The sequence below is a fragment of the Citrobacter sp. RHBSTW-01044 genome (genome assembly GCF_013781945.1).
Lineage (GTDB): Bacteria > Pseudomonadota > Gammaproteobacteria > Enterobacterales > Enterobacteriaceae > Citrobacter > Citrobacter braakii.
This window is the reverse complement of the sequence record NZ_CP056180.1, coordinates 1,923,910-1,949,260: the sequence shown is the minus strand read 5'-3', so window position 1 is coordinate 1,949,260 and position 25,351 is coordinate 1,923,910. Positions and strand designations below refer to the sequence as shown.

At 52.0% G+C, this 25,351-nt stretch carries 29 protein-coding genes; 18 read left to right on the top strand and 11 right to left on the bottom strand.

Annotated elements, in window-relative coordinates; all coding sequences use genetic code 11:
* The first annotated feature begins 434 nt into the window (after nucleotides 1-434).
* Nucleotides 435-659: a DUF2594 family protein gene (locus tag HV352_RS09380; protein WP_016153474.1), complete on the top strand. Its 225-nt coding sequence runs from the start codon at nucleotides 435-437 to the stop codon at nucleotides 657-659.
* 66 nt (nucleotides 660-725) lie between these two features.
* On the opposite strand, the gene sdiA is transcribed toward HV352_RS09380, so the two are convergent.
* From sdiA to HV352_RS09335, 9 genes are all read right to left on the bottom strand, one after another.
* On the bottom strand, nucleotides 726-1,448 hold the full coding sequence (gene sdiA / locus HV352_RS09375) for a transcriptional regulator SdiA (protein WP_016156833.1): 723 nt from the start codon (nucleotides 1,446-1,448) through the stop codon (nucleotides 726-728).
* A 231-nt stretch (nucleotides 1,449-1,679) separates the two neighbouring features.
* Nucleotides 1,680-2,432, bottom strand: a complete 753-nt coding sequence (gene tcyN, locus HV352_RS09370; RefSeq protein ID WP_003030477.1) for an L-cystine ABC transporter ATP-binding protein TcyN — start codon at nucleotides 2,430-2,432, stop codon at nucleotides 1,680-1,682.
* Nucleotides 2,429-3,097, bottom strand: coding sequence for a cystine ABC transporter permease (gene tcyL, locus HV352_RS09365; RefSeq protein WP_003030474.1), 669 nt, complete (start codon nucleotides 3,095-3,097; stop codon nucleotides 2,429-2,431). Before tcyL ends, tcyN begins: the two co-directional genes overlap by 4 nt.
* A 21-nt stretch (nucleotides 3,098-3,118) precedes the next feature.
* Nucleotides 3,119-4,105, bottom strand: coding sequence for a D-cysteine desulfhydrase (gene dcyD, locus HV352_RS09360; protein WP_047358000.1), 987 nt, complete (start codon nucleotides 4,103-4,105; stop codon nucleotides 3,119-3,121).
* Between the two features lie 106 nt (nucleotides 4,106-4,211).
* On the bottom strand, nucleotides 4,212-5,012 hold the full coding sequence (gene tcyJ / locus HV352_RS09355; RefSeq protein ID WP_109018200.1) for a cystine ABC transporter substrate-binding protein: 801 nt from the start codon (nucleotides 5,010-5,012) through the stop codon (nucleotides 4,212-4,214).
* A 100-nt stretch (nucleotides 5,013-5,112) separates the two neighbouring features.
* Nucleotides 5,113-5,664 (bottom strand): flagella biosynthesis regulatory protein FliZ, encoded by a 552-nt coding sequence (gene fliZ / locus HV352_RS09350; protein ID WP_016153478.1) that lies wholly within the window; start codon nucleotides 5,662-5,664, stop codon nucleotides 5,113-5,115.
* 57 nt (nucleotides 5,665-5,721) lie between these two features.
* A complete protein-coding gene (fliA, locus tag HV352_RS09345; protein WP_016153479.1) occupies nucleotides 5,722-6,441 on the bottom strand; it encodes an RNA polymerase sigma factor FliA in 720 nt (239 codons plus the stop codon).
* Nucleotides 6,442-6,637: 196 nt separating this feature from the next.
* Nucleotides 6,638-7,840, bottom strand: coding sequence for a flagellin lysine-N-methylase (gene fliB, locus HV352_RS09340; RefSeq protein WP_181635375.1), 1,203 nt, complete (start codon nucleotides 7,838-7,840; stop codon nucleotides 6,638-6,640).
* Nucleotides 7,841-7,919: 79 nt separating this feature from the next.
* On the bottom strand, nucleotides 7,920-9,170 hold the full coding sequence (locus tag HV352_RS09335; RefSeq protein WP_181635374.1) for a FliC/FljB family flagellin: 1,251 nt from the start codon (nucleotides 9,168-9,170) through the stop codon (nucleotides 7,920-7,922).
* A 255-nt stretch (nucleotides 9,171-9,425) separates the two neighbouring features.
* On the opposite strand from HV352_RS09335, the gene fliD reads away from it, so the two are divergent.
* The 4 genes from fliD to amyA all read left to right on the top strand — a co-directional run bounded on the left by fliD (nucleotide 9,426) and on the right by amyA (nucleotide 13,176).
* The gene (gene fliD, locus HV352_RS09330) at nucleotides 9,426-10,826 is read left to right on the top strand and encodes a flagellar filament capping protein FliD (protein ID WP_155574712.1); all 1,401 of its coding nucleotides are present in this window, start codon (nucleotides 9,426-9,428) and stop codon (nucleotides 10,824-10,826) included.
* Between the two features lie 15 nt (nucleotides 10,827-10,841).
* On the top strand, nucleotides 10,842-11,249 hold the full coding sequence (fliS, locus tag HV352_RS09325; protein WP_019077068.1) for a flagellar export chaperone FliS: 408 nt from the start codon (nucleotides 10,842-10,844) through the stop codon (nucleotides 11,247-11,249).
* The gene (fliT, locus tag HV352_RS09320; protein WP_003030458.1) at nucleotides 11,249-11,620 is read left to right on the top strand and encodes a flagella biosynthesis regulatory protein FliT; all 372 of its coding nucleotides are present in this window, start codon (nucleotides 11,249-11,251) and stop codon (nucleotides 11,618-11,620) included. Before fliS ends, fliT begins: the two co-directional genes overlap by 1 nt.
* Nucleotides 11,621-11,688: 68 nt before the next feature.
* Nucleotides 11,689-13,176, top strand: coding sequence for an alpha-amylase (gene amyA / locus HV352_RS09315; protein ID WP_181635373.1), 1,488 nt, complete (start codon nucleotides 11,689-11,691; stop codon nucleotides 13,174-13,176).
* 40 nt (nucleotides 13,177-13,216) lie between these two features.
* Here amyA and yedD read toward each other — a convergent pair whose 3' ends face one another.
* Complete coding sequence (gene yedD, locus HV352_RS09310) at nucleotides 13,217-13,630, bottom strand: lipoprotein YedD (protein WP_016153484.1); 414 nt, start codon at nucleotides 13,628-13,630, stop codon at nucleotides 13,217-13,219.
* Between the two features lie 185 nt (nucleotides 13,631-13,815).
* Between yedD and yedE the strand changes: the two genes are divergently transcribed.
* Nucleotides 13,816-15,021, top strand: coding sequence for a selenium metabolism membrane protein YedE/FdhT (gene yedE, locus HV352_RS09305; RefSeq protein ID WP_047416083.1), 1,206 nt, complete (start codon nucleotides 13,816-13,818; stop codon nucleotides 15,019-15,021).
* Nucleotides 15,018-15,251, top strand: a complete 234-nt coding sequence (yedF, locus tag HV352_RS09300) for a sulfurtransferase-like selenium metabolism protein YedF (protein ID WP_000790504.1) — start codon at nucleotides 15,018-15,020, stop codon at nucleotides 15,249-15,251. Before yedE ends, yedF begins: the two co-directional genes overlap by 4 nt.
* Nucleotides 15,252-15,296: 45 nt before the next feature.
* On the opposite strand, the gene fliE is transcribed toward yedF, so the two are convergent.
* Nucleotides 15,297-15,611, bottom strand: a complete 315-nt coding sequence (gene fliE / locus HV352_RS09295) for a flagellar hook-basal body complex protein FliE (RefSeq protein ID WP_016153486.1) — start codon at nucleotides 15,609-15,611, stop codon at nucleotides 15,297-15,299.
* 216 nt (nucleotides 15,612-15,827) lie between these two features.
* On the opposite strand from fliE, the gene fliF reads away from it, so the two are divergent.
* The 11 genes from fliF (at nucleotide 15,828) to fliP (ending at nucleotide 25,349) form a co-directional block, all read left to right on the top strand.
* Nucleotides 15,828-17,510, top strand: a complete 1,683-nt coding sequence (gene fliF, locus HV352_RS09290) for a flagellar basal-body MS-ring/collar protein FliF (protein ID WP_016156841.1) — start codon at nucleotides 15,828-15,830, stop codon at nucleotides 17,508-17,510.
* Nucleotides 17,503-18,498 carry a flagellar motor switch protein FliG gene (gene fliG / locus HV352_RS09285; protein WP_016153488.1) on the top strand — a complete coding sequence of 332 codons (996 nt, stop codon included), beginning with the start codon at nucleotides 17,503-17,505 and terminating at the stop codon, nucleotides 18,496-18,498. The genes fliF and fliG overlap by 8 nt, the downstream gene beginning before the upstream one ends.
* Nucleotides 18,491-19,198 (top strand): flagellar assembly protein FliH, encoded by a 708-nt coding sequence (gene fliH, locus HV352_RS09280; protein ID WP_046274966.1) that lies wholly within the window; start codon nucleotides 18,491-18,493, stop codon nucleotides 19,196-19,198. The genes fliG and fliH overlap by 8 nt, the downstream gene beginning before the upstream one ends.
* Nucleotides 19,198-20,568 carry a flagellar protein export ATPase FliI gene (gene fliI / locus HV352_RS09275; protein ID WP_016153490.1) on the top strand — a complete coding sequence of 457 codons (1,371 nt, stop codon included), beginning with the start codon at nucleotides 19,198-19,200 and terminating at the stop codon, nucleotides 20,566-20,568. Before fliH ends, fliI begins: the two co-directional genes overlap by 1 nt.
* A 21-nt stretch (nucleotides 20,569-20,589) precedes the next feature.
* Nucleotides 20,590-21,033 (top strand): flagellar export protein FliJ, encoded by a 444-nt coding sequence (fliJ, locus tag HV352_RS09270; RefSeq protein ID WP_016153491.1) that lies wholly within the window; start codon nucleotides 20,590-20,592, stop codon nucleotides 21,031-21,033.
* Nucleotides 21,030-22,244 (top strand): flagellar hook length control protein FliK, encoded by a 1,215-nt coding sequence (fliK, locus tag HV352_RS09265; RefSeq protein ID WP_153646349.1) that lies wholly within the window; start codon nucleotides 21,030-21,032, stop codon nucleotides 22,242-22,244. Before fliJ ends, fliK begins: the two co-directional genes overlap by 4 nt.
* A gap of 104 nt (nucleotides 22,245-22,348) precedes the next feature.
* On the top strand, nucleotides 22,349-22,816 hold the full coding sequence (fliL, locus tag HV352_RS09260) for a flagellar basal body-associated protein FliL (RefSeq protein WP_016153493.1): 468 nt from the start codon (nucleotides 22,349-22,351) through the stop codon (nucleotides 22,814-22,816).
* Nucleotides 22,817-22,820: 4 nt separating this feature from the next.
* A complete protein-coding gene (gene fliM / locus HV352_RS09255) occupies nucleotides 22,821-23,825 on the top strand; it encodes a flagellar motor switch protein FliM (protein ID WP_003030434.1) in 1,005 nt (334 codons plus the stop codon).
* Nucleotides 23,822-24,235, top strand: a complete 414-nt coding sequence (gene fliN, locus HV352_RS09250) for a flagellar motor switch protein FliN (RefSeq protein WP_003030433.1) — start codon at nucleotides 23,822-23,824, stop codon at nucleotides 24,233-24,235. The genes fliM and fliN overlap by 4 nt, the downstream gene beginning before the upstream one ends.
* Nucleotides 24,235-24,612, top strand: a complete 378-nt coding sequence (gene fliO / locus HV352_RS09245; protein WP_104651503.1) for a flagellar biosynthetic protein FliO — start codon at nucleotides 24,235-24,237, stop codon at nucleotides 24,610-24,612. The genes fliN and fliO overlap by 1 nt, the downstream gene beginning before the upstream one ends.
* Nucleotides 24,612-25,349 (top strand): flagellar type III secretion system pore protein FliP, encoded by a 738-nt coding sequence (gene fliP / locus HV352_RS09240; RefSeq protein WP_006684053.1) that lies wholly within the window; start codon nucleotides 24,612-24,614, stop codon nucleotides 25,347-25,349. Before fliO ends, fliP begins: the two co-directional genes overlap by 1 nt.
* Nucleotides 25,350-25,351 lie beyond the last annotated feature (2 nt).

The window sequence follows — 25,351 nt, the reverse complement described above, 5'->3', positions numbered from 1 at the left end:
ACGCTACCGATAGTTAATCGGTCCTATGTTAACGGGTTTTATCTCAACTTTGAAATGTAAAAATCGCCGTCTTTCGATTTTGCTCTCGTTTTTGGAAATTAGAAGGTACGACGAGTGGAAACTTTCTGTTATGGCAACCTTTTACCACGGTTATATCTGCATAGCTGTTTCAGAATAGTGACAAAAAATTCATATTCGTCCGTTGAATGCAAAATAGGCAGCTAAAGTTGTAACAATAATTAACGAGTAAAATACTCGAAATAAACAACAGATGGAGAAAATATATGCAGTGCAACATGTTGTTTATTTTAATGTCCGCGGCTTATGTTTGCGCAGAAAACAACCGCTGATATTTTTAGCCTCGCTTATGGTATACTCCGGCGCCTTAAGATTTGACATCGCACTTTTTCATTGAAACATAACGAGGAAAATAAATGAGTACGCCTGACTTTTCCACTGCTGAGAATAACCAGGAACTGGCCAACGAAGTCACCTGCCTGAAAGCCATGTTAACGCTGATGCTGCAGGCAATGGGCCAAGCCGATGCAGGGCGCGTGATTCTTAAAATGGAAAAACAGATCGCGCTGATTGAAGATCAATCACAGGCTGCGGTATTTTCCAGCACTGTTAAGCAAATTAAACAGGCCTACCGCCAGTAATAAGAACCCGGCTGACAGCGATGCTCTCAGCCGGGTTTGCGTCTGACACTCAGAACGGTGATTTACTCAGATCAGCCCGGTTGCCGCGGCATAACAGGCGATCTGCGTTTTGTTTGGTGCATTAAATTTCTTTTGCATATTTTTCTGGTGAAAGTTAACGGTATTTTCAGAAATCGACAGAATTATCGCTATCTCTGAAGAGGTTTTCCCCTCTGCCGTCCATTTCAATATCTCTTTTTCCCGCTTGCTAAAGCGCATCTCTGGCGCCATGACCATGTCATCTTGCAGCCGCGTCAGTACCGACAAGCTTTCCCGCACCAGCAGTTGCATCCTGAGCTCTACCTCATCGTTTGCAAAGCGACTATTACGGACACTCGCACGCGATACCGATAAAAAACCCAACGCCCGATTAGGCAACATTAAGCATTGCGTCATCCCTTTACGTAAACCGTGATTGCGCGCGGCATCCCACAGGGGCTGTGCATCGCGAAATAAGGTATCGTTCCAGGGTAAATGCCCCTGACTGAAGTTTTCAGGCTTCAGCACCGGATCAATAGCGAAATAATTCTCGGACTGATAATGCGCCACCCATGCTTTGGGATAGGTCGTGTGAAGCGACGTTTTAGGTCGGGTAAAAGGTACGGGATGACGAACACAGAGCGCGTAAAAATCGAACTCTAAATGCTGCGTCTGTTGTTGTAATTCATTATAGACATCCTCTGCCGTCGCCATTTCCTGAAAGCGTAACAGCATACTCCGTCGCCAGGTGAAGAAATCATGACCCTGCATACTAAGTGGTAATACCCCTGAGATTGATAATCATCCAAACATATGAAACAAGCTAACACATAAATGTATTTTATATATGCAAATTATCGGACAAATGAACAATTACTTGAGCATTACTCAACGACGGCAGGAAGTAACAGTATTGGGAGTTAATAATAAAGCAATAATTATAAATAGTTATGCGAACAGCACTCGCCAAAAAACAATTTCGACGAGTGCTGCATGCACTATTTATTGCATCAGAAACTTTTCAAGAAACTGACGGGTTCGCGGTTGCTGCGGATGCGTGAATAAGGATTTAGCTGGCCCCTGCTCCACTATCCGTCCTTGATCCATAAATATCGCCCGATCGGCAACGTCGCGCGCAAAGCTCATTTCATGCGTCACAATCACCATGGTGCGTTTTTCCTGCGCCAGTTGGCGGATGGTATTAAGTACCTCACCAACCAGTTCAGGATCAAGCGCGGAGGTAGGCTCATCAAACAGAATCACCTCGGGGCGCATCGCTAATGCCCGGGCAATAGCCACGCGCTGCTGCTGCCCGCCGGACAAACGCCGCGGATAGCTGGTTTCTTTACCAGCTAACCCAACTTTCGCCAGCAGTTCGCGCGCACGGGCTGTCGCTTCGGCTTTCGGTTCGCCTTTAACAATCACCGGACCTTCAATAATGTTTTCCAGCACCGTGCGATGCGGGAACAAATTAAAGTTCTGGAACACAAAGCCCACGTGCTGGCGCAACTGACGAATCAGACCTTTCTGCTGAGTTAATGAACGCGCGGTATCAATGGTTATCTCACCCACCTTAATGGTGCCCGCCTCCGGTTGCTCCAGCAAATTAATGCTGCGCAGCAGCGTCGTTTTGCCCGAACCGCTCGGCCCGATAATCGCCACAACTTCACCGGGTTTGACGTCAAGATCGATCCCATGCAGCACCGTTTGCCCATGGAATTTTTTGACCAGGTTTCTGACTTCGATAGCACTCATTTCGGCTCTCTCTCCTGGCGATTCAGTTGCTCTTCAAAATAGTTTTGCAGTGCAGAAAGCACCGTCGCCATCACCCAATAAATCAACGAGGCTGCCAGATACATCGTGAATACCTCCAGCGTACGCGAGGTAATCAACTGCGCCTGACGGAACAGTTCCGGTACCTGAATAGTCGCGGCCAGAGAGGTGTCCTTCACCAGGCTGATAAAGCTGTTACTCAGCGGCGGGAGCGCAACCCGCGCAGCCTGCGGCAGGATTGCCCGGCGCATGGTTTGCCACCGCGTCATACCAATACTGGCACCCGCTTCCCACTGCCCTTTGTCGATGGAGGAGATTGCCGCACGCAGCGTTTCCGCAGCGTAGGCCGCCGTATTAAGCGATAAGCCAATCATCGCCGCCGGAATAGGATCAAGCTCAATACCAAACTGCGGCAGACCGTAATAGATCATGAACAGCTGGGCAATCAACGGCGTTCCGCGAAAGATAGAGATATAAAAGCGCGCCAGCCAGCGCACAGGCAGCAGCGGCGACAGACGCATCAGCGCCAGGATAAAACCCAGCACGAGACCAAAGAACATCCCACCGATACTCAGTTGCAGCGTAAAAACTGCGCCCTTGAGCAGATACGGCAGAGAATCAATCACCAGTTGGATACTTTCATGCATTAGCGTTTTTCTACCTGGTCGTTACACGTGAGGATGGTAGGCAAACAGCGCAGGCGCCCCACCAGTATGAATAAAGAGAATTGGCCCTTCATCTTTGAAGCGCTTCTGGCTAATGCCATCAATCAGACCCGCCATCGCCTTGCCGGTATACACCGGATCTAACAAAATGCCTTCCAGACGCGCCAGCAGTTTTACCGCCTCCATTCCCTCTTCGTTTGGCGTACCGTAGCCCGGCGCATAATAATCGTCCCATAACAGGATTTCCGCTGAGGCCGTCAGTTCCAGCTCCCGAGCAATATCCTGCTGCAGTGCAACAACTTTGGGCTTTTGATCCGCCACGCTGCGTGAGACGGTCACGCCGATAAGTTCGACGTCAGGCATCAATTGCTCCAGGCCCACGGCCAGTCCGGCATGGGTTCCCGCACTGCCCGAGGCCACCACTACGGAAGAGAGCGAAACGGCCCCTTCACACTGTTGGGCAATTTCCAGCGCGCTTTCCACATAGCCCAGCGCACCCAGTGCATTGGAGCCCCCAACCGGGATCACATACGGGCGGAACCCTTGCGCTTCAATCCGCGTCGCCAGATCCTGCAGCTGTGCATTCGGATCGGTCAGCGCATCGCACATTTCAATTTGCGTATTAAACAGGTCCAACAGCAGACGGTTGCCATTGGTGAGATAGTTTTCGGCAGTGGTGCCTATCGGATTTTCCAACAGCGCCACGCAGTGCAGGCCTAGCTTAGCGGCGACCGCCGCCGTCTGGCGAACATGGTTAGACTGAATCGCACCAGCGGTTATCAGCGTATCCGCGCCTTCTCGCAGCGCGTCTGCGGCCAGAAACTCCAGCTTACGCAGCTTATTGCCGCCCATAGCCATCGGCGTGACGTCATCGCGTTTAATGAAAATATCGCGCCCGAGATAATCTGAGAGGCGCGGAAGATATTCGAGTGGCGTTGGCGCGCCAATAAATTCCAGACGTGGAAAGCGCGTTAAATTATGCAGCGGCATACAGCCTCCGGTATTCGTTGTTGTGATGTTCTTTTATTATGCACGTTCAGGCGCAATGAAATAAAAAAAGGCGCTGTTAAAGGCGCCTTTTTTCATCAGATGACGATTATTTCGTCACATCTGCTCCAAACCATTTTTCAGACAGGGCTTTCAGCGAACCGTCTTTCTGCATTTCAGCAATAGCTGCATCCACCGCTTTCAGCAGATCTTCATTGCCTTTACGCAGCGCCACGCCGGACTCCTGGCGGGAGAATGCTTCACCGGTAACGGCCAGCGTATCCTTGGTTTTTTTCACCAGATCCAGCGCGGCCAGACGGTCAACCAGGATGGCGTCGATACGACCTACGCGCAGATCCTGATATTTGGTCGGGTCATCATCATAGGTACGAATATCCACGCCCTGCACGTTCTGGCGCAGCCACTCTTCATAGTTGGTTCCCAGACCCACGCCGACTTTTTTACCTTTCAGATCGGCAGCAGTCTTAATAACGCCTTCATTGCCTTTCTTCACCAGCGCCTGGATACCAGAGACCGTATACGGGGTAGAGAAATCGTATTTTTTCTTACGTTCATCAGAGATAGTCACCTGGTTGATGACCACGTCAATGCGTTTGGAATCAAGAGAAGCCAGCATACCGTCCCATTTGGTCGGCTTCAGCGTGGCTTTCACTCCAAGATGCTTGGCCAGTTCCTCGGCAAACTCCACTTCGAAACCGGTCAGCTTGCCGTCATCGCCCTGAAAACTAAACGGGGGATAGGTCCCTTCCAGGCCCACCAGCAGCGTGCCGCGCTCTTTAACTTTATTTAACAGACCTTCATCTGCATAAGTCTTCACGCTCATTCCGGCGACAAGTGCAACAGCCATTACACCCATCAGAGCCTGACGTCCCAGAAGTGCTAATTTCATAGTTACCCCGAATATTGTCATTAGTGACTATCATTTATGACTACAGTGTAAAGCGTTTGCCGTGATCCACAAACACGACTCTGTTACACCTTATTCGTTTTTAATATATATCAGAACTGGCTGTCCAGGAGGATTTCTGCATATGTCCCATATGCGTATGGGCTTTAAACTGCTCATACTTACGCAAGGCGATGCGGTAATTGTTGGTGCTGGTTTCCGGTAGCCACGGGGCAAGGTTTTCGTCGAGAAACCCTTCCTGCAGCAGATCGTGAGAGATATTTTGTTCGGTCAGATGATTCCCGAGGCGACGCAGGCGCACAACGTATTCGCGTACCGTGCCGTGACTCATTTCGGTCTGCTCGAATAAAAATTGCTTGAAGCCGATAATGTCAAAAAAGTCGCTCTGCTCTTTGCAGTGCAAATCACCACAAAAGCGACACAGCGCCACCCACTCTTTTTTCTCCTGTTCCCACTCTGCTTCATTCAGCAACGTGTCCAGTCGGGCGATGGCGATTTTATTCACAATTTGCCCGCGGCGAACCAGTGTGATCCTGTCGAGCAACTTAAAGCAATGGGCGCAATGCGTCTGGCTGTGTTTGAAATCTTTGAGGTAGCGGCTTAGAGGCCGTCTTTTTGATTGCTGCACCGTCATGAGAACTCCTGGTAGTCAATTCGTAATGCGGCATTGTTCAGGGGTAATAATGTACCCCTATAGCTTACCCAGCTTGGTGCGTAGACGTTTGATGGCCTGACTGTGCAACTGGCTAACCCGTGACTCCCCCACTTCCAGTACCGCGCCAATCTCTTTCAGATTCAGCTCTTCCTGGTAGTACAGCGTTAACACCAGCTTTTCGCGTTCCGGCAACGCTTCGATCGCGTCCATCACGCGCTGGCGGAGGTTACCCTCAAGTAGCTGCTGTAACGGGTTTTCCTGCTGATGTTCTTCCGTCACCAGCTCAATACTATCGCCATGCTCTTCCCGCCACTCGTCGTAGGAGAAGAGTTGGCTATTATTGGTATCAAGCAACATCTGACGATACTCTTGCACAGGAATAGCCAGACGCTCCGCCACTTCGGTTTCCGTCGCGTTACGCCCTAATTCCTGCTCCAGTTGCCCCATCGCCTGTGCCACTTCGCGAGCATTGCGCCGAACGCTACGCGGCACCCAATCCCGGCTACGTAGTTCGTCCAGCATCGCTCCACGAATACGCTGCACTGCGTAAGTGGTAAATGCCGTTCCTTGCAAAGCGTCATATCGGTCGACTGCATTCAATAACCCGATGCCGCCCGCTTGTAGCAGGTCATCCAGTTCTACGCTCGCCGGCAAACGCACCTGAAGGCGCAATGCTTCGTGACGCACCAACGGTACATAACGCTGCCACAGCGAGTGTTTATCCATTACACCTTCAGCGGTATACAGTGAATTCACGATAAACAGCCCTGCGTTAAATGAGTTATCGGCATGATTATCCGTTTCTGCAGGGGGTTCTATCGGAGGAATAAGGCTATAAAAGAAGGGTTATTTCACTTATGTAGCTGATGGCGTTATTTCGAATAAGAAATAATCAATAATAAATCAAATAGTTAGTCTGCGAGGGATGCGTTTTCACGCATCCCCGTTAAAATTATGTCAAGAGATGAATCATCGACAGGTCATCACCTGTTCTGACGGTCTCGATGTGCTTGTGGAAGTTTTCATGCACGGTAGGATTATGCTGACTTAGTGAATGGAAGCTATAGACGATATTGATCGCATCTTCCTTCTCCAGGTACGTTCTTTCGTAAGCGCTCGCGGCGATCAATATTTTGATAAAATAATACTCAACACTGATCATGTACAGGGAACGTAGTGGATCTACATTTTTTTGATTCGGGAAATTACTTTTCCATATTTTGTACAAAATCAGATTTTTAAAATCAAAGGTAACTTTTGTTTTTTCTTTGTACATTTGTTGCCAGGTTGCCTCTAGTTTTGCAATAGCTTCATCAATGGAATCTTTTCCGTCCAGTGATAATGTCTGCAAGAGACACTGAATATAATATCCCAATACTCCGCTTGCGCGGCTAGAGGATAAACTACGAAAATAATCCTGAAGTAATAGGATTAGCGTACGTTTTATCGTCAGATCAGAAGAAAAACTTGATAACTCTTTACTTAACTCACCCGACTGTAGTTGGGCCATTATCGCATGATAAATTCGCTCAATTTCGATTAATTCAACATTATCAACCTGATCGTGTTTTTGAATGTACAAAGTCAATTTAATCAAGGCATAAAGCCCAACATCAACCCCATGTCCCGCTTGCTCGACAAGACTCAAGCAATAAAGATTGAGAAGTTTGTACCGTTGAGAAAGCGACGGAGCAGTATTAGATGTCGGCTTTAACATTGTGGACTCATTCAACACCATTGCGTCTGGATTCGTCAAAACGATCCTTGCAACTTCGGGGCATGACAGGTTAAGTGCTTTCCTAATATCATGCTTAAAAACTTGTTCCACTCGCGGAAAAATCTTACACGTGGCGCTTAATGCTTGGTGACCAAGTTTTTTTTGCACCTGGCATAAACTATTCTCAGTCAGGTATGGGCAGTTTTTAGTATTTTCATTGAGTTTTATTACACCCCAATTATCAATACTTTTCTTGAGTACGATAATTTTTTCTCTTGCGATATTTCTTATTCCATAATCTTTACTGGAAAGATATTTTTTAACCGTTGCCTTATCCAGATTGATATTCCAGTTTTTGCAGCAATGATCGCGGCACTCAGAACCGATACACTGGAATGTTGTAACAAAAGTCGGTTCGGTAACGGTAATTTCTTGCATTATTCAGACTCCAGTATAGAAAAAAGGCAGCTATCGCTGCCTTTATTGTCTCTAATGACTGAGTAACCCAATCGGTGGATTAACGCAGTAAAGAGAGTACGTTTTGCGTGGTCTGGTTAGCCTGCGCCAGGACAGAAGTACCCGCCTGCTGCAGGATCTGCGCACGAGACATGTTAGACACTTCGGTCGCGTAGTCGGAGTCTTCGATACGGCTACGGGCAGAAGACAGGTTGTTAACGGTGTTACCCAAGTTGGTCACTGCAGATTCAAAACGGTTCTGTACCGCACCTAAGGAGCTACGGAATTTATCAACATCAGACAGCGCATCATCGATTTTCTTCAGCGGGTCAAGGCTGATATCAGGAGTAACAGTTGTAGTACCTTTGGTCGCGGCACCAGTAGTACCGTTAAAGGTAACATCTTTGAAGACACCATCAGCTTGTTTAACAGCAAATTTAGTTTCTTTTGTAGTTGTATCTTTATAAGAAATCAGGCTTTCACCAGCAGCTAAGCCCGTTCCACTATAAGCAACGTCTTTGTTAATAGTGTTAACTTTGGTGAAACCACCACCAGGTGCAGTGGTTGTTACGCTCGCTGGATCAACCGTGATTTTCCCAGTTTTATTATCAACAGTAGCATCATAGTAATCTGTACCATTTTTAACTTTGAAGGTTGCACCATCGCTTTGCAGTTCTGCGCCAGCAACGAAAGTAATAGCTGCACCAGATGATTCCATGACATTTTTATCTGCAGTGATCGCAGCACTGACAGTTGTACCTTTAGAAACAGTGGTGGCGATCTTAGTAACATCCAGATCGTTCAGTTTCAACGTTTCACTGTTGATTTTTTTCAAGTCAATAGTGATGGTTTCACCGTCTTTTGCACCAACCTGAATAGTCAACTGACCGTCCTGATTCAGAACTTTTTTACCGTTGAAGTCGGTCTGCTCGGAAACACGGTTGATTTCTGCCAGACGCTGATTAATTTCGTCCTGGATAGAAGTCAGGTCAGACTCGGAGTTGGAGCCGTTCGCTGCCTGTACAGACAGTTCACGAACACGCTGCAGGTTGTTGTTGATTTCAGACAGCGCGCCTTCAGTGGTCTGTGCAACGGAGATACCGTCGTTGGCGTTACGGGACGCCTGAGTCAGACCTTTGATGTTAGCGGTGAAACGGTTTGCAATCGCCTGACCAGCAGCATCGTCTTTCGCGCTGTTGATACGCAGACCAGAGGACAGACGCTCGATAGCGGAGCCCAGAGCGGACTGAGATTTGTTCAGGTTGTTTTGGGTCAACAGCGACAGGCTGTTTGTATTGATGACTTGTGCCATGATCTTTTCCTTATCAATTACAACTTGATGTTATTGGGCTGTTGCCCACGGTTTCTCACCGTAACCCATGTATCGGCACCTTAATTTCGAACTTTAGAAAATTTTTACTTTCTGTCGTTTTTTTTCTTAGCCCGCGAAATACCCTCTATATGCACCACTATTCCGCGCATTATTTTGACAAAACTATCATTAAACTTTGCGCGCAGATTGCCGATAACCCGCATAACAATTGTTTGCAATCACAAGGAATCGGGCATGGCTTCATTTACATCATTAGGCGTAGGCTCAGGCTTACCACTGGACACGTTGCTAAACAACCTGACTATTGCTGAGAAAAAACGTCTAAATCCAATTACTCAGCAACAGACCGACAATACTGCCCGTCTGACGGCTTACGGTACGCTGAAGAGTGCGCTGGAAAAGTTCCAGACGGCCAATACCGCGTTAAATAAACCGGAGTTGTTCAGAAGCAGTAATGTGACGAGCAGTACTGAAGACCTGAAAGTCACCACCGAAGCAGGCGCGGCACCGGGTATTTATACCATCAGCGTCACGCAACTGGCACAGGCACAATCGTTGAGCACCACATCGGTGGCCTCAAACAAAGAGGCTCTGGGTGATGGCTCCGCCACGCGTACCATTAAAATTGAGCAGCCGGGCCGTAAAGAGCCGCTGGAGATTAAACTCTCCCAAGATAAGACCACGCTGGATGATATCAGCAAGGCAATTAACGATACCGATAGCGGTATCTCCGCCAGTATCGTGAAGGTGAAAGACGGCGAGTTCAAACTGGTGCTGACCGCAGCAGAAGGTCTGGACAGCAAGATGACCATCTCTGTTGAGGGCGACAGCAAGCTTAACGATATGCTGGCTTACGACAGCACTACCGGTACAGGAAAAATGACTGAGCTGGTTCAGGCCCAGAACGCCAAGCTCACGATGAACGGTATCGATATTGAACGTCAAAGCAACAAAGTCACCGATGCCCCGCAGGGTGTTACGCTGGAACTGACCAAAAAAGTTACCGACGCGCGCGTAACGGTGACGAAAAGCAACGAGAAAGCCACTGAAGCGATTAAAGGTTGGGTGGATGCCTATAACTCACTGATCGATACCTTTAATACGCTGACCAAATATAAAGCCGTAGATGCAGGTGCGGAAGGTCAGGACAAAGACAACGGCGCGCTGGTCGGTGACAGCGTAGTACGTACGATTCAGACAGGCATTCGTGCACAGTTTGCTAACTCCGGTGCTGAAGGCGCTTTTAAGACACTGAATGAAATCGGCATCAAACAAGATGGCAAAACCGGCAAGATGTCCATCGATGATACCAAGCTGAAAAAAGCGCTGGATGAAAACACCGCCTCTGTGCGCGAACTGCTGGCTGGCGACGGTAAAGAAACCGGCATCACCACCAAAATTGCTGCTGAAGTAAAAAGCTATCTCGCCGATGACGGCATTATTGACAATGCGCAAGACAGCATTAACGCCACGCTGAAAAAACTGACCAAACAATATCTGTCAGTCAGCGCTAGCATTGACGACATGGTTGCGCGTTATACGGCGCAGTTTACCCAGCTTGATAGCATGATGAGCAAACTGAATAACACCAGTACCTATCTGGGCCAACAATTTACAGCGATGAATAAATCCTGATAACACGAGGTAAGCATGTATACCGCGAGCGGTACCAAAGCCTATGCACAGGTCAGCGTGGAAAGCGCCGTGATGAGCGCCAGCCCACATCAGCTGATTGAAATGTTGTTTGATGGCGCGAACAGCGCCCTGGTGCGCGCTCGCCTGTTTATGCAACAGGGTGATATCGTCGCCAAAGGTGAAGCGTTAAGTAAAGCCATTAATATTATCGACAATGGCCTGAAGGCAGGACTTGATCAAGAGACTGGCGGCGAAATCGCCACCAATCTGTCTTCTCTGTATGACTATATGATTCGCCGTTTACTGCAAGCTAACTTGCGTAATGATTGTCAGGCCATTGAAGAAGTCGAAGGGTTACTCGGCAACATTGCAGATGCCTGGAAACAGATCTCACCGAAAGCATCTTCCCAGGAGTCTCGTTAATGACCTCAGCCGTGGAGTTTATCAACCGTTGGCAGCGCATCGCGCTGCTCAGTCACTCACTGCTGGAACTGGCGCAGCGCGGTGAATGGGACCTTTTACTGGAACAGGAAGTTACCTATCTGCAAAGTATTGAAGTGGTCATGGAAGAGCAAACTCCACCAGGCATTACGCGAAGTATTCAGGATTTAGTGGCCGGGTACATTAAACAGACGCTGGATAACGAACAACTGCTCAAAACATTGTTGCAGCAGCGTCTGGATGAACTCAGCAATCTCATCGGTCAGTCGACGCGCCAAAAGACGCTAAATAACGCTTATGGCCGTCTTTCCGGCATGCTGTTAGTTCCCGACGCCCCCACTGCCCCACAATAATTTCCCGTCTCGTCTGAATAATCTTCCATACTCCAGAGGTCGGCCAAACGACTTCTGGAGCACGGAAGATGAAAAATCCCACGTTATTGCAGTATTTTCACTGGTATTACCCCGAGGGCGGTCAACTCTGGCCCGAACTTGCCGAACGCGCAGGTGGACTCAATGACATCGGCATCAATATGGTGTGGTTACCTCCCGCTTATAAAGGCGCATCCGGCGGCTATTCCGTTGGTTACGACTCCTACGATCTGTTTGATCTGGGCGAATTCGACCAAAAGGGAACCATCGCTACCAAATATGGCGATAAAAACCAACTGCTGGCGGCGATAGACGCGCTAAAACACAATGATATTGCCGTACTGCTCGACGTGGTGGTTAACCACAAAATGGGTGCAGATGAGAAAGAGAATATTCGTGTACAGCGGGTTAACGCCGAGGATCGCACGCAAATAGACGATGAGATTGTCGAATGCGAAGGCTGGACGCGCTACACCTTCCCTGCCCGCGCGGGCCAGTACTCGCAATTCATTTGGGACTTTAAATGCTTCAGCGGTATTGACCATATCGAAAACCCAACCGAAGACGGCATTTTTAAAATCGTGAACGACTACACCGGCGAAGGCTGGAACGTTCAGGTTGATGATGAGTTGGGTAATTTTGATTATCTGATGGGCGAAAACATCGATTTTCGCAATCACGCCGTAACTGAGGAGATCAAATACTGGGCGCGCTGGGTGATGGAGCAAACCCAGTGTGACGGCTTTCGTTTAGATGCCGTGAAACATATTCCGGCATGGTTTTATAAAGAGTGGATTGAGCACGTGCAGGAAGTCGCCCCCAAGCCGCTGTTTATCGTCGCGGAATACTGGTCGCATGAAGTCGACAAGCTGCAAACCTACATTAATCAGGTGGAGGGGAAAACTATGCTATTCGACGCTCCTTTGCAGATGAAATTCCACGAAGCCTCTCGTCAGGGTCGCGATTACGACATGAGTCAGATTTTCACCGACACCCTGGTGGAAGCCGATCCCTTTCATGCCGTCACGCTGGTCGCCAATCACGACACTCAGCCCTTGCAGGCGCTGGAAGCCCCTGTCGAACCGTGGTTTAAGCCGCTGGCCTATGCGTTGATCCTGCTGCGCGAAAACGGCGTACCGTCAGTGTTTTATCCTGACCTCTACGGGGCGCATTACGAAGACACCGGCGGCGATGGCGAAACCTATCCTATCGACATGCCGATCATTGAACAGCTTGATGAACTGATCCTCGCGCGCCAGCGCTTCGCGCACGGCGTACAGACGCTCTTTTTCGATCACCCTAACTGTATCGCTTTTAGCCGCAGCGGAACGGACGAGGATCCCGGCTGTGTGGTTGTTCTTTCTAACGGCGATGACGGGGAAAAGACCATCAATCTCGGTGCGAATTACGGGAATAAAACCTGGCGTGACTATCTGGGAAATCGCGAAGAAAGCGTGGTCACCGATGAGAACGGTGAAGCGACGTTTTATTGTAACGGCGGTAGCGTCAGCGTGTGGGTGATTGAGGACGTGTTGTAAAGCTCAACCCCGGTGGCCGTGGGCTACCGGGGCGTATAGCTTATGGCAGTGGCGTGGCCAGCGGCGTTTTCTTTAACGCGTCAGCACATTCCTGCGTCGGGCGGTCGACCCGCTGCAGCGTCATACCGTCATATTCCAGCGTATTGCCTTCACGCTCAATCTCATACAGCTCGCGTTTCACCGTCACGTTGGTGAGATCGCCAGAGATCATCGTCAGTTTCCCCGGCAGCGCGATCACTCGCTGCCACTGGCGACAATCCAGCGTGTCGCCCTCTTTTGTTACCACCAGGCTGGCAATCGCTTCCGGGCTCACCAGACTGCGTTGCGGACCTTTTGACTGCCAGTATCCTTCCAGACCGGCTGGCGCTGGCGTTTTCACCACGTCGTTATAATTTTCTACTTCGGCGCATCCGGTAAGCGCCAGAAATACAGCAACGATTGCTAATTTTTTCATCATTCATCCTGCATGCGAAGAAAATGGGATTGTGGCATTAAAGGCCTGATGTCGCCAGCCTTTCGGCAGTGTCGAGAAAGATTGATCCAGACGTTGTTACCTCTTATTACTCATAGTCAAAAATTCTGATCGGTGTAGTATCCACACTTCTTGTTACATACCTTCTGAGTTCAGAGGCACAACGCATGTCATGGCAACACTTCAAACAGGCCTGGTTAATTAAATTTTGGGCCCCCGCCCCTGCGGTCATCGCAGCGGGTATTCTCTCTACCTACTATTTCGGCATTACGGGAACCTTCTGGGCCGTTACCGGCGAATTCACTCGCTGGGGTGGTCAAATCCTGCAACTGTTCGGCGTTCACGCCGAAGAATGGGGATACTACAAGCTGATCCATCTCGAAGGCTCACCCCTGACCCGCATTGACGGCATGATGATCCTCGGTATGTTCGGGGGCTGTTTTGCTGCCGCATTGTGGGCAAACAACGTCAAATTACGCATGCCGCGCAGTCGGGTGCGCATTATGCAGGCGATCGTCGGCGGGATGATTGCCGGATTCGGCGCCCGGCTGGCAATGGGCTGTAACCTGGCCGCATTCTTCACCGGTATTCCACAGTTCTCGCTACACGCCTGGTTTTTCGCCCTGGCAACGGCTATTGGCTCATGGTTTGGCGCACGCTTTACCCTGCTGCCGATGTTTCGTATTCCGGTCAAAATGCAGAAAGTCTCCGCCGCTTCTCCGTTAACGCAAAAGCCAGATCAGGCCCGTCGCCGTTTCCGCCTCGGCATGCTGGTGTTTATCGCCATGATCGGCTGGGCGCTCCTCACTGCGATGGATAAGCCCAAACTTGGTTTGGCCATGCTGTTTGGCGTCGGGTTCGGGCTGCTGATTGAACGGGCGCAAATCTGCTTCACCTCCGCCTTCCGCGATCTGTGGATTTCCGGTCGCACCCATATGGCGAAAGCGATCATCTTCGGGATGGCGGTCAGCGCCATCGGTATCTTTAGCTACGTACAACTGGGCGTCGAGCCTAAAATCATGTGGGCAGGTCCGAATGCGGTGATCGGCGGCTTGCTGTTCGGCTTCGGCATTGTTCTGGCGGGCGGGTGTGAAACGGGCTGGATGTACCGCGCCGTTGAAGGCCAGGTGCATTACTGGTGGGTGGGACTGGGCAACGTTATTGGCTCGACCATTCTGGCCTACTACTGGGATGATTTTGCTCCCGCGCTTGCCACCAGTTGGGACAAAGTGAATCTGCTCAACACCTTCGGCCCGCTCGGTGGCCTGCTGGTAACCTATCTGCTGTTATTTACCGCGCTGATGCTCATCATCGGCTGGGAAAAACGCTTCTTCCGTCGCGCTGGGCTGACGCCTGCCAAGGAGTCTGTATGAAAAATATCGTGCCTGATTATCGCCTCGATATGGTCGGCGAGCCGTGTCCGTACCCGGCTGTCGCCACACTGGAAGCGATGCCGCAATTGAAGAAAGGTGAGATTCTGGAAGTGGTGAGCGATTGCCCGCAGTCAATCAACAATATTCCACTGGATGCGCGTAATCACGGCTACACGGTGCTGGATATTCAGCAGGATGGTCCAACGATTCGTTATTTAATTCAGAAGTAATGCGATTCTCCCGTTGCCCGACGCAGCGGGAGAATGTTCCGCTTGCTACACCTGCATCGACATCACTTCCTGATACGCCGACACCAGTTTGTTGCGCACCTGGATCCCCATCTGCATCGATACCGACGCTTTTTGCATATCGGTCATCACATCGTTCAGCGCAATACCCGGTTCACCGAGGGTAAATTTCTCAGCCTGCACACGGGACGCGGTTTGTACATCGCTGATCCTGTCTAACGCCGCATGCAGTTGACCAGCAAAGCTCACGGTCGGTTGTGGCTGCATATCCTGCATTTTTGCTGACATCGCCGTGGTCTGTAGCTGGCTGATGACCCCTTCAATCCCCTGTATTGCCGACATTCTGATCCCCTGGATAATTTTTTACGTAGTTGAGATTACCAGTTAGTCAATAAGATAAAGGCGTTAAATAACGATAAAAAACCACGGTTTTTAACGCATAGAAAAATTCGAAACCGCAAATAATGAGACCGTCAATTTTTCGAGTTTGCTGACCCGGGAGTGAGTCTTGTTCCACTTTGCAAAAAACGCCGTCCACGATAAGCCACGAGGTGCGAGATGAGTGCGACAGCATCGACTGCAACCCAGCTTAAACCTCTCGAGTGGTTAAACCGCCTGCGCGCGAATCCCAGAATTCCTCTGATTGTGGCGGGAGCCGCTGCCGTCGCGATCATCGTGGCGATGGTCCTGTGGGCCAAAGCACCTGACTACCGCACGCTGTTCAGCAATCTTTCCGATCAGGATGGTGGCGCGATCGTCACCCAACTGACGCAGATGAACGTTCCCTACCGTTTTACTGAGGGAAGCGGCGCCATTGAAGTTCCTGCCGATAAAGTCCACGAACTGCGTTTACGTCTGGCGCAGCAAGGTCTGCCCAAAGGCGGCGCGGTGGGTTTTGAACTGCTGGATCAGGAAAAGTTTGGTATCAGCCAGTTTAGCGAGCAGGTCAACTACCAGCGCGCGCTGGAAGGTGAATTAGCCCGTACGATTGAAACGTTGGGACCGGTAAAACGCGCCCGCGTGCATCTGGCTATGCCGAAGCCGTCGCTGTTTGTGCGTGAGCAAAAAGCGCCTTCAGCCTCCGTCACCGTCAATCTGGAGCCGGGTCGCGCGCTGGATGAAGGTCAGATCAGTGCGGTCACGCATTTGGTTTCCAGCGCTGTTGCAGGCTTGCCGCCGGGCAACGTTACGCTGGTCGACCAGGCGGGACATCTGTTAACCCAGTCAAATACCAGTAGCCGCGATCTTAACGATGCGCAGCTGAAATACGCCAGCGACGTCGAAGGCCGCGTTCAGCGTCGTATCGAATCGATTCTGTCGCCGATTGTCGGCAACGGTAACGTACATGCGCAGGTTACCGCGCAGCTGGATTTTGCCAACAAAGAGCAAACCGAAGAACAGTACCGTCCAAACGGTGATGAGTCCCAGGCCGTGCTGCGTTCTCGTCAGTTGAACGTCAGTGAGCAGGTCGGTAGCGGAGCACCAGGCGGCGTACCGGGCGCGTTGTCAAATCAGCCCGCTCCGGCAAATACTGCGCCAATCGCCAACCCACCCGCTAATCAGCAAAACGCGCAAAATACGCAAAACGCACAGACGGCGAATAACAGTAATAATGCCGGCCCGCGCAATACTCAGCGCAATGAAACCAGCAACTATGAAGTTGACCGCACTATTCGCCATACCAAAATGAACGTTGGCGATGTGCAGCGTCTCTCGGTGGCTGTTGTGGTCAACTACAAAACGTTACCAGACGGCAAACCGTTGCCGTTAACCGCCGAGCAGATGAAACAGATTGAGGATCTAACCCGCGAAGCGATGGGATTCTCCGACAAGCGTGGCGATACCCTGAACGTGGTGAACTCTCCCTTCACGGCGACCGACGATTCCATTGGCGAGCTACCGTTCTGGAAACAGCCGTTCTTTATTGATCAGTTAATGTCCGCAGGTCGTTGGTTGCTGGTTCTGTTGGTGGCGTGGATCCTGTGGCGGAAAGCCGTTCGTCCGCAGTTGGTCCGTCGCAGTGAAGAAGCGAAAGCCGTACAAGAACAAACGCGTGTCCGTCAGGAAACCGAAGAAGCGGTAGAAGTTCGCCTCAGCAAAGACGAACAAACCCAGCAGCGTCGTACTAATCAGCGTCTGGGAGCAGAAGTCATGAGTCAGCGTATTCGTGAAATGTCAGATAACGATCCGCGCGTCGTGGCGCTGGTCATTCGCCAGTGGATGAGTAACGATCATGAGTAATCTTACCGGTACCGATAAAAGCGTCATCCTGCTGATGACCATTGGCGAAGATCGCGCGGCGGAGGTGTTTAAGCACCTTTCCACGCGCGAAGTTCAGGCGCTCAGTACGGCGATGGCCAACGTTCGCCAGATTTCCAACAAGCAGTTGACGGAAGTGCTGGCCGAATTTGAACAAGAAGCCGAACAGTTTGCCGCGCTGAATATCAACGCCAACGAATATCTGCGCTCCGTGCTGGTGAAAGCGCTGGGCGAGGAACGTGCCTCCAGTCTGCTGGAAGATATTCTGGAAACCCGCGATACCACCAGCGGCATTGAAACGCTTAACTTTATGGAGCCGCAAAGCGCCGCCGACCTTATCCGCGACGAGCATCCGCAGATTATCGCCACCATTCTGGTGCACCTCAAGCGGGGCCAGGCTGCCGATATACTGGCGCTGTTCGACGAGCGTTTACGTCACGACGTGATGCTGCGTATCGCCACCTTTGGCGGCGTACAGCCTGCCGCGCTGGCAGAACTGACCGAGGTACTCAACGGCCTACTCGATGGCCAGAACCTCAAGCGCAGCAAAATGGGCGGCGTGAGAACGGCGGCAGAAATTATCAACCTGATGAAAACCCAGCAGGAAGAAGCGGTTATTACCGCCGTACGCGAATTCGACGGCGAGCTGGCGCAGAAAATTATCGACGAGATGTTCCTGTTCGAGAACCTGGTGGATGTCGACGATCGCAGTATCCAGCGCCTGCTGCAGGAAGTGGATTCCGAATCGTTGCTGATTGCCCTGAAAGGTGCCGAACAGCCGCTGCGCGAGAAGTTCCTGCGCAACATGTCGCAACGTGCTGCCGATATTCTGCGCGACGACCTCGCCAACCGCGGTCCGGTGCGTTTGTCGCAGGTGGAAAACGAACAGAAAGCCATTCTGCTTATTGTGCGTCGTCTGGCGGAAACCGGCGAGATGGTGATAGGCAGCGGCGAGGATACCTATGTCTAACGAACTGCCGTGGAAAGTCTGGACCCCGGACGACCTCGCCCCACCGATGGCGGAGTTCGTCCTGGCTGACCACAGCGAAACCCCGCTGTCAGAAGAAACAGAAGAACCAGAGCTTTCCGCAGAGCAACAGCTTGAACAGCAGCTCGCACAGCTGCAACTGCAGGCCCATGAGCAAGGTTATAACGCGGGTCTGGCGGAAGGTCGACAAAAAGGCCACGAACAAGGTTATCAGGAAGGCCTGAGTCAGGGGCTGGAGCAAGGCCAGAACCAGGCGCGCGCTCAGCATGCGCCGATCCACGCCCGCATGCAGCAACTGGTGAGCGAGTTTCAGAATACGCTGGACGCGCTGGACAGCGTCATTGCCTCGCGTCTGATGCAAATGGCGCTGGAAGCTGCGCGTCAGGTTATAGGTCAGACGCCTATTGTGGATAACGCTGCGCTGATTAAACAAATCCAACAGCTGTTGCAGCAAGAACCGCTGTTTAGCGGTAAACCGCAGCTACGCGTACATCCGGACGATCTCCAGCGTGTAGAAGAAATGCTCGGTGCGACCCTCAGCCTGCACGGCTGGCGGCTGCGCGGCGATCCGACGCTGCATCACGGCGGCTGTAAAGTCTCTGCCGATGAAGGCGATCTGGATGCCAGCGTTGCCACGCGCTGGCAAGAACTCTGCCGTCTGGCAGCGCCGGGAGTCGTGTAATGACCACTCGCCTGACTCGCTGGCTCAACACGCTGGACAGCTTCGAAGAGAAAATGTCGCTGCTGCCTGCGGTGCGCCGTTACGGTCGCCTGACCCGCGCCACTGGGCTGGTGCTGGAGGCCACGGGATTACAGTTGCCGCTGGGCGCCACCTGCGTTATTGAACGCCAGGACGGCAACGAAACCCAGGAGGTCGAAAGTGAAGTCGTGGGCTTTAACGGTCAGCGTCTGTTTCTGATGCCCCTCGAAGAGGTTGAAGGCGTTCTGCCCGGCGCGCGCGTGTACGCGAAGAACATTGCCGGAGAAGGTCTGCAAAGCGGGAAGCAATTACCGCTTGGCCCTGCATTGCTGGGTCGGGTGCTGGACGGGAGCGGCAAACCGCTCGACGGTCTGCCCGCCCCGGATACCACCGAAACCGGGGCGCTGATTACGCCGCCGTTTAACCCGCTACAACGCACCGCGATTGAACACGTCCTGGATACCGGCGTACGCCCCATCAACGCGTTGTTAACCGTCGGTCGCGGTCAGCGTATGGGACTTTTCGCGGGCTCCGGTGTCGGTAAAAGCGTTCTGCTCGGCATGATGGCGCGCTATACCCAGGCCGATGTTATCGTCGTAGGTCTGATTGGCGAACGTGGTCGCGAAGTTAAAGATTTTATTGAAAATATTCTCGGTACCGACGGTCGTGCACGCTCGGTGGTGATTGCCGCTCCCGCAGATGTCTCGCCGCTGTTACGTATGCAAGGCGCAGCCTATGCCACGCGTATCGCCGAAGATTTTCGCGATCGTGGACAGCACGTATTGCTGATTATGGATTCCCTCACCCGCTATGCGATGGCGCAACGTGAAATCGCCCTGGCGATCGGAGAGCCGCCGGCAACGAAAGGTTATCCCCCCTCAGTATTCGCCAAATTACCGGCGCTGGTCGAACGTGCCGGGAACGGTATTCACGGCGGCGGTTCCGTTACCGCGTTTTACACGGTACTGACCGAAGGTGACGACCAGCAGGACCCCATTGCGGATTCCGCGCGCGCGATTCTGGACGGTCACATTGTGCTGTCCCGTCATCTGGCCGAAGCGGGTCACTATCCGGCCATCGATATTGAAGCCTCGATCAGCCGCGCCATGACCGCGCTTATTAGTGAACAACACTATGCGCGGGTACGTAACTTTAAACAGCTGCTATCCAGCTTCCAGCGCAACCGCGATCTGGTCAGCGTGGGGGCGTATGCCAAAGGCAGCGATCCCATGCTGGATAAAGCCATCGCCCTATGGCCACAGCTGGAAGCATTCTTACAGCAAGGCATTTTTGAACGAGCGGACTGGGAAGATTCTCTGCACGCGTTAGAACTGATTTTCCCTGGTGTGTGAGTAAGCAGGAGAGCATAGGTCATGGCACAACATGGTGCATTAGCCACACTGAAAGACCTGGCTGAAAAAGAGGTAGATGACGCCGCTGTCTTATTGGGAGAGATGCGTCGTGGCTGTCAGCAGGCGGAAGAGCAGTTGAAAATGCTGATCGATTATCAGCATGAGTACCGCAACAATCTGAACAGTGACATGGGTCAGGGTATTACCAGTAATCGCTGGATCAATTACCAACAATTTATTCAGACGCTGGAAAAAGCGATTGAGCAACACCGCCAACAGCTCAATCAGTGGACGCAGAAAGTAGACCAGGCATTGAACAGTTGGCGCGACAAAAAACAACGTTTACAGGCGTGGCAGACTCTGCAGGACAGACAAACCTCGGCGGCGTTACTGGCCGAAAACCGCCTGGATCAGAAAAAAATGGATGAATTTGCTCAGCGCGCAGCTATGAGGAAACCCGAATGATTACTTTACCCCAACTGATTACCACCGATACCGACGTAGCCGCAGGTCTTCAGTCAGGCAAAGCGGTTGATTCACCCGAGGATTTTTTAGCGCTGCTGGCTGGTGCATTAGGTGCGGACAACGCGCAGGGTAAAGACGCCCCGCTGTCGTTTGCCGACTTACAGGCGGCCGGTAGCAAACTGCAAAAAGGGTTATTGCAAAAAAATGGCGATTCAGCACCGTCGCTCAAGTTGACCGAACTACTAGCGCAAAAAGAGATGCAAACTGATGCTTCTCTTGTCGACATGACAGACGCTCAGCAACTGTTGTCTGCCCTCACGCCCTCACTGAAAGTTAATGCCCTGACGACTCTGGGCAAAGTCGCTCAGCAGGATGAAAAAAACACCGCACTGAGCGATGAGGATCTCGCCAACCTGAGCGCGTTGTTCGCCATGCTGCCAGGACAACCGCAGACCACGCCTGCCGTCGACAGCGCGCCAGCCCCCGTTGATGCGACACTTTCGGCGTTGTCACGAGGTTCGGTACACAGCGCTATCGCCGATAATGCTGGCGAATTGCTGCCAGGTGATGCAAAAAAAGGCAAAGCGGATATTGCAACGCCTGCCAGCAGCGTAGATCAGACAAACAATCCGACATTAACCCCGTTGACGGCAGCGGCGACGACCAGAGCGGAAATTGAAAGCTCCCCTTCGCCGACCAGCATTGGCATGACGACGGCGCCGTTAAGTGGCCCGCAGTCCCACGCTCAACCGTTACCGACCGCCGCACCAGTGCTAAGCGCACCATTGGGTAGCCAGGAATGGCAGCAATCACTGAGCCAGCACGTCACTCTGTTTACTCGCCAGGGCCAGCAAAGCGCGGAACTGCGTCTGCATCCACAGGATCTGGGCCAGGTGCACATTTCCCTCAAGCTGGATGACAACCTCGCGCAGTTGCAAATGGTATCGCCACACAGTCACGTGCGCGCTGCGCTGGAAGCTGCGTTGCCGATGCTGCGTACGCAGTTGGCTGAAAGCGGGATCCAGCTTGGGCAAAGCAGTATCAGCAGTGAAAGCTTTGCCGGTAATCAGCAGTCTTCCGGGCAGCAACAGCAGGCGGGTCGCGCCCAGGGACAAGACATTTTTGCCGCTGAAGATGACGCCGTACTGGCAGCGCCAGCCTCACTGCAAGCCGCAGCACGCGGTGATGGAGCAGTAGACATCTTCGCCTAACGCCAGAGGTAGCATGATTATCCGCGTCTTTTCCACGCTTTGTCGTGGACAGGACACGGGATAATCAGCCCATAAGCTGTACCGAAACAGGAAGCCCGTATCTGATGACTGACTCCGCGATTAACAAAAAAAGTAAACGCGCTATTTGGATCCCTCTGCTGGTATTGATTACCCTCGCCGCCTGCGCAACTGCGGGTTATAGCTACTGGCGCATGCAGCAGCAGCCGTCCGCCAGCGTCAAAGCGGAACCGGCTCCACCGCCAGCCCCGGTATTCTTTGCGCTGGATACCTTTACCGTCAATCTGGGTGATGCGGACCGTGTACTGTATATCGGTATCACGCTGCGCATGAAAGACGAGGCAACGCGTTCACGTCTTAACGAATATCTGCCGGAAGTGCGCAGCCGCTTGCTGCTGCTGTTCTCTCGTCAGAACGCGGCTACGCTCGCCACCGAAGAAGGTAAGCAGCAGCTCATTGCCGCCATCAAAGAGACGCTTGCGACTCCGCTCGTTGTTGGACAACCCAAACAGGTTGTCACCGACGTTCTTTATACAGCTTTTATTCTGCGGTAAAGACATGGGCGACAGTATTCTTTCTCAGGCTGAAATCGACGCATTGCTTAATGGCGATAGCGAAACTAAAGACGAACCCATTTCCGGTATCGCAAAAGAAAGCGATATTCGTCCTTACGATCCCAACACCCAGCGCCGCGTGGTACGTGAGCGTTTACAGGCGCTGGAGATCATTAACGAACGCTTCGCGCGCCAGTTCCGTATGGGGTTATTTAACCTGTTGCGCCGTAGCCCGGATATTACCGTGGGTGCGATCCGTATCCAGCCATACCACGAGTTTGCGCGCAACTTACCGGTTCCGACCAACCTGAACTTAATCCACCTGAAGCCGCTGCGCGGTACGGGTCTGGTGGTGTTCTCACCGAGTCTGGTATTTATCGCCGTCGATAACCTCTTCGGCGGTGATGGCCGCTTCCCGACGAAAGTGGAAGGCCGTGAATTTACCCATACCGAACAGCGCGTTATCAACCGCATGCTGAAGCTGGCGCTGGAAAGCTACAGCGACGCGTGGAAGGCCATCAATCCGCTGGAAGTGGAATACGTTCGTTCCGAGATGCAGGTGAAATTTACCAATATCACCACGTCTCCTAACGACATCGTGGTCAATACCCCATTCCACGTTGAAATTGGCAACCTGACCGGTGAATTTAACATCTGTCTGCCATTCAGCATGATTGAACCGTTGCGTGAGCTGCTGGTGAACCCGCCTCTGGAAAACTCACGTAATGAAGATCAGAACTGGCGCAATAATCTGGTGCGTCAGGTTCAGCATTCTGAGCTGGAGTTGGTGGCAAACTTTGCTGACATTCCGCTGCGGCTATCCCAGATTTTAAAACTGAAACCCGGCGATGTACTGCCGATTGAAAAACCCGACCGCATTATTGCTCATGTGGACGGCGTGCCTGTACTGACCAGCCAGTATGGCACGGTGAACGGTCAGTATGCGTTACGCGTAGAACATCTGATAAACCCGATTTTGAATTCGCTGAATGAGGAACAGCCCAAATGAGTGATATGAATAATCCGTCCGATGAGAACACTGGTGCATTGGACGATCTGTGGGCTGACGCGTTAAACGAGCAAAAAACCACGCCCACCAAAAGTGCGGCCGATGCGGTATTCCAGCAGTTAGGTGGCGGCGACGTCAGCGGTGCCTTGCAGGACATCGACCTGATCATGGACATTCCGGTCAAACTGACCGTCGAATTGGGCCGAACCCGCATGACCATCAAAGAGCTGCTGCGTCTGACGCAGGGTTCGGTCGTCGCATTGGATGGTCTGGCGGGCGAGCCGCTGGATATCCTGATCAACGGTTACCTGATTGCCCAGGGTGAAGTGGTGGTTGTCGCAGACAAATACGGAGTACGTATCACCGACATTATTACCCCATCTGAACGCATGCGCCGTCTGAGCCGTTAATCATGAATACCCAGGCTACAGTTTCTCAGCCAGCCGCCGTACCCGGCTCACCGCTGGTTCAGGTAAGCGGCGCGCTGCTTGGGATCATCGTATTGATCCTGGCTGCAGCCTGGGTGATTAAGCGTATGGGGTTTGCCCCCAAAAGCGCCGGTACGCGCGGACTGAAAGTTGCGGCAAGTACCTCACTGGGTCCACGTGAGCGCGTGGTGATTGTTGAGGTTGAAGATGCGCGCCTGGTACTGGGCGTCACGGCCTCGCAAATTAACGTGCTGCACACCCTGCCCCCGGCGCCTGCTGATACAGAAGAAAAACCGGCCTCCCCCGCGGATTTCCAGGCCATGATGAAGAGTTTGCTTAAGCGTTCCGGGAGATCCTGATGCGCCGTTTGTTATCCATCACGCTGGCAGGCTTATGGCTTTTCAGCCCAGTAGCCCTCGCCCAGCTCCCGGGTCTGGTTAGCCAGCCGCTGCCTGGCGGCGGACAAAGCTGGTCTTTGCCCGTGCAAACGCTGGTGTTTATCACCTCGCTGACGTTCCTGCCCGCCATTTTATTGATGATGACCAGCTTCACCCGCATCATCATCGTTTTCGGTCTGTTACGAAATGCGCTGGGAACCCCTTCGGCCCCCCCGAACCAGGTGCTACTGGGCCTGGCGCTATTTTTGACCTTTTTCATCATGTCGCCGGTAATCGACAAAATCTACGTCGACGCATATCAGCCGTTCAGCGAAGAGAAAATCTCTATGCAGGAAGCCATGGAGAAAGGCGCACAGCCGCTGCGCGAGTTTATGTTGCGCCAGACCCGTGAAGCCGATCTGGCACTCTTCGCGCGCTTAGCAAACAGCGGTCCCCTACAGGGACCAGAAGCCGTACCGATGCGGATTTTGCTTCCAGCCTATGTCACCAGCGAGCTGAAAACGGCATTCCAGATAGGCTTTACCATTTTTATTCCGTTTCTGATTATCGACCTGGTCATCGCCAGCGTGCTGATGGCGCTCGGGATGATGATGGTCCCCCCGGCCACGATCGCGCTACCGTTCAAGCTGATGCTGTTTGTGTTGGTAGACGGTTGGCAGTTGCTTGTCGGCTCGCTAGCTCAAAGCTTTTACAGTTAGAG

Bases quoted from the DNA above. Each gene is read 5' to 3' on its own strand.
- fliP (WP_006684053.1), top strand. From the start codon at position 24,612: ATGCGCCGTTTGTTATCCATCACGCTGGCAGGCTTATGGCTTTTCAGC.
- tcyL (WP_003030474.1), bottom strand. From the start codon at position 3,097: ATGCATGAAAGTATCCAACTGGTGATTGATTCTCTGCCGTATCTGCTC.
- fliB (WP_181635375.1), bottom strand. From the start codon at position 7,840: ATGCAAGAAATTACCGTTACCGAACCGACTTTTGTTACAACATTCCAG.
- fliD (WP_155574712.1), top strand. From the start codon at position 9,426: ATGGCTTCATTTACATCATTAGGCGTAGGCTCAGGCTTACCACTGGAC.
- fliG (WP_016153488.1), top strand. From the start codon at position 17,503: ATGAGTAATCTTACCGGTACCGATAAAAGCGTCATCCTGCTGATGACC.
- fliZ (WP_016153478.1), bottom strand. From the start codon at position 5,664: ATGACGGTGCAGCAATCAAAAAGACGGCCTCTAAGCCGCTACCTCAAA.
- yedD (WP_016153484.1), bottom strand. From the start codon at position 13,630: ATGAAAAAATTAGCAATCGTTGCTGTATTTCTGGCGCTTACCGGATGC.
- yedF (WP_000790504.1), top strand. From the start codon at position 15,018: ATGAAAAATATCGTGCCTGATTATCGCCTCGATATGGTCGGCGAGCCG.
- HV352_RS09335 (WP_181635374.1), bottom strand. From the start codon at position 9,170: ATGGCACAAGTCATCAATACAAACAGCCTGTCGCTGTTGACCCAAAAC.
- dcyD (WP_047358000.1), bottom strand. From the start codon at position 4,105: ATGCCGCTGCATAATTTAACGCGCTTTCCACGTCTGGAATTTATTGGC.
- fliK (WP_153646349.1), top strand. From the start codon at position 21,030: ATGATTACTTTACCCCAACTGATTACCACCGATACCGACGTAGCCGCA.
- fliS (WP_019077068.1), top strand. From the start codon at position 10,842: ATGTATACCGCGAGCGGTACCAAAGCCTATGCACAGGTCAGCGTGGAA.
- fliL (WP_016153493.1), top strand. From the start codon at position 22,349: ATGACTGACTCCGCGATTAACAAAAAAAGTAAACGCGCTATTTGGATC.
- fliJ (WP_016153491.1), top strand. From the start codon at position 20,590: ATGGCACAACATGGTGCATTAGCCACACTGAAAGACCTGGCTGAAAAA.
- tcyJ (WP_109018200.1), bottom strand. From the start codon at position 5,012: ATGAAATTAGCACTTCTGGGACGTCAGGCTCTGATGGGTGTAATGGCT.
- fliN (WP_003030433.1), top strand. From the start codon at position 23,822: ATGAGTGATATGAATAATCCGTCCGATGAGAACACTGGTGCATTGGAC.
- tcyN (WP_003030477.1), bottom strand. From the start codon at position 2,432: ATGAGTGCTATCGAAGTCAGAAACCTGGTCAAAAAATTCCATGGGCAA.
- fliF (WP_016156841.1), top strand. From the start codon at position 15,828: ATGAGTGCGACAGCATCGACTGCAACCCAGCTTAAACCTCTCGAGTGG.
- HV352_RS09380 (WP_016153474.1), top strand. From the start codon at position 435: ATGAGTACGCCTGACTTTTCCACTGCTGAGAATAACCAGGAACTGGCC.
- amyA (WP_181635373.1), top strand. From the start codon at position 11,689: ATGAAAAATCCCACGTTATTGCAGTATTTTCACTGGTATTACCCCGAG.
- fliI (WP_016153490.1), top strand. From the start codon at position 19,198: ATGACCACTCGCCTGACTCGCTGGCTCAACACGCTGGACAGCTTCGAA.
- fliM (WP_003030434.1), top strand. From the start codon at position 22,821: ATGGGCGACAGTATTCTTTCTCAGGCTGAAATCGACGCATTGCTTAAT.
- fliT (WP_003030458.1), top strand. From the start codon at position 11,249: ATGACCTCAGCCGTGGAGTTTATCAACCGTTGGCAGCGCATCGCGCTG.
- sdiA (WP_016156833.1), bottom strand. From the start codon at position 1,448: ATGCAGGGTCATGATTTCTTCACCTGGCGACGGAGTATGCTGTTACGC.
- yedE (WP_047416083.1), top strand. From the start codon at position 13,816: ATGTCATGGCAACACTTCAAACAGGCCTGGTTAATTAAATTTTGGGCC.
- fliE (WP_016153486.1), bottom strand. From the start codon at position 15,611: ATGTCGGCAATACAGGGGATTGAAGGGGTCATCAGCCAGCTACAGACC.
- fliH (WP_046274966.1), top strand. From the start codon at position 18,491: ATGTCTAACGAACTGCCGTGGAAAGTCTGGACCCCGGACGACCTCGCC.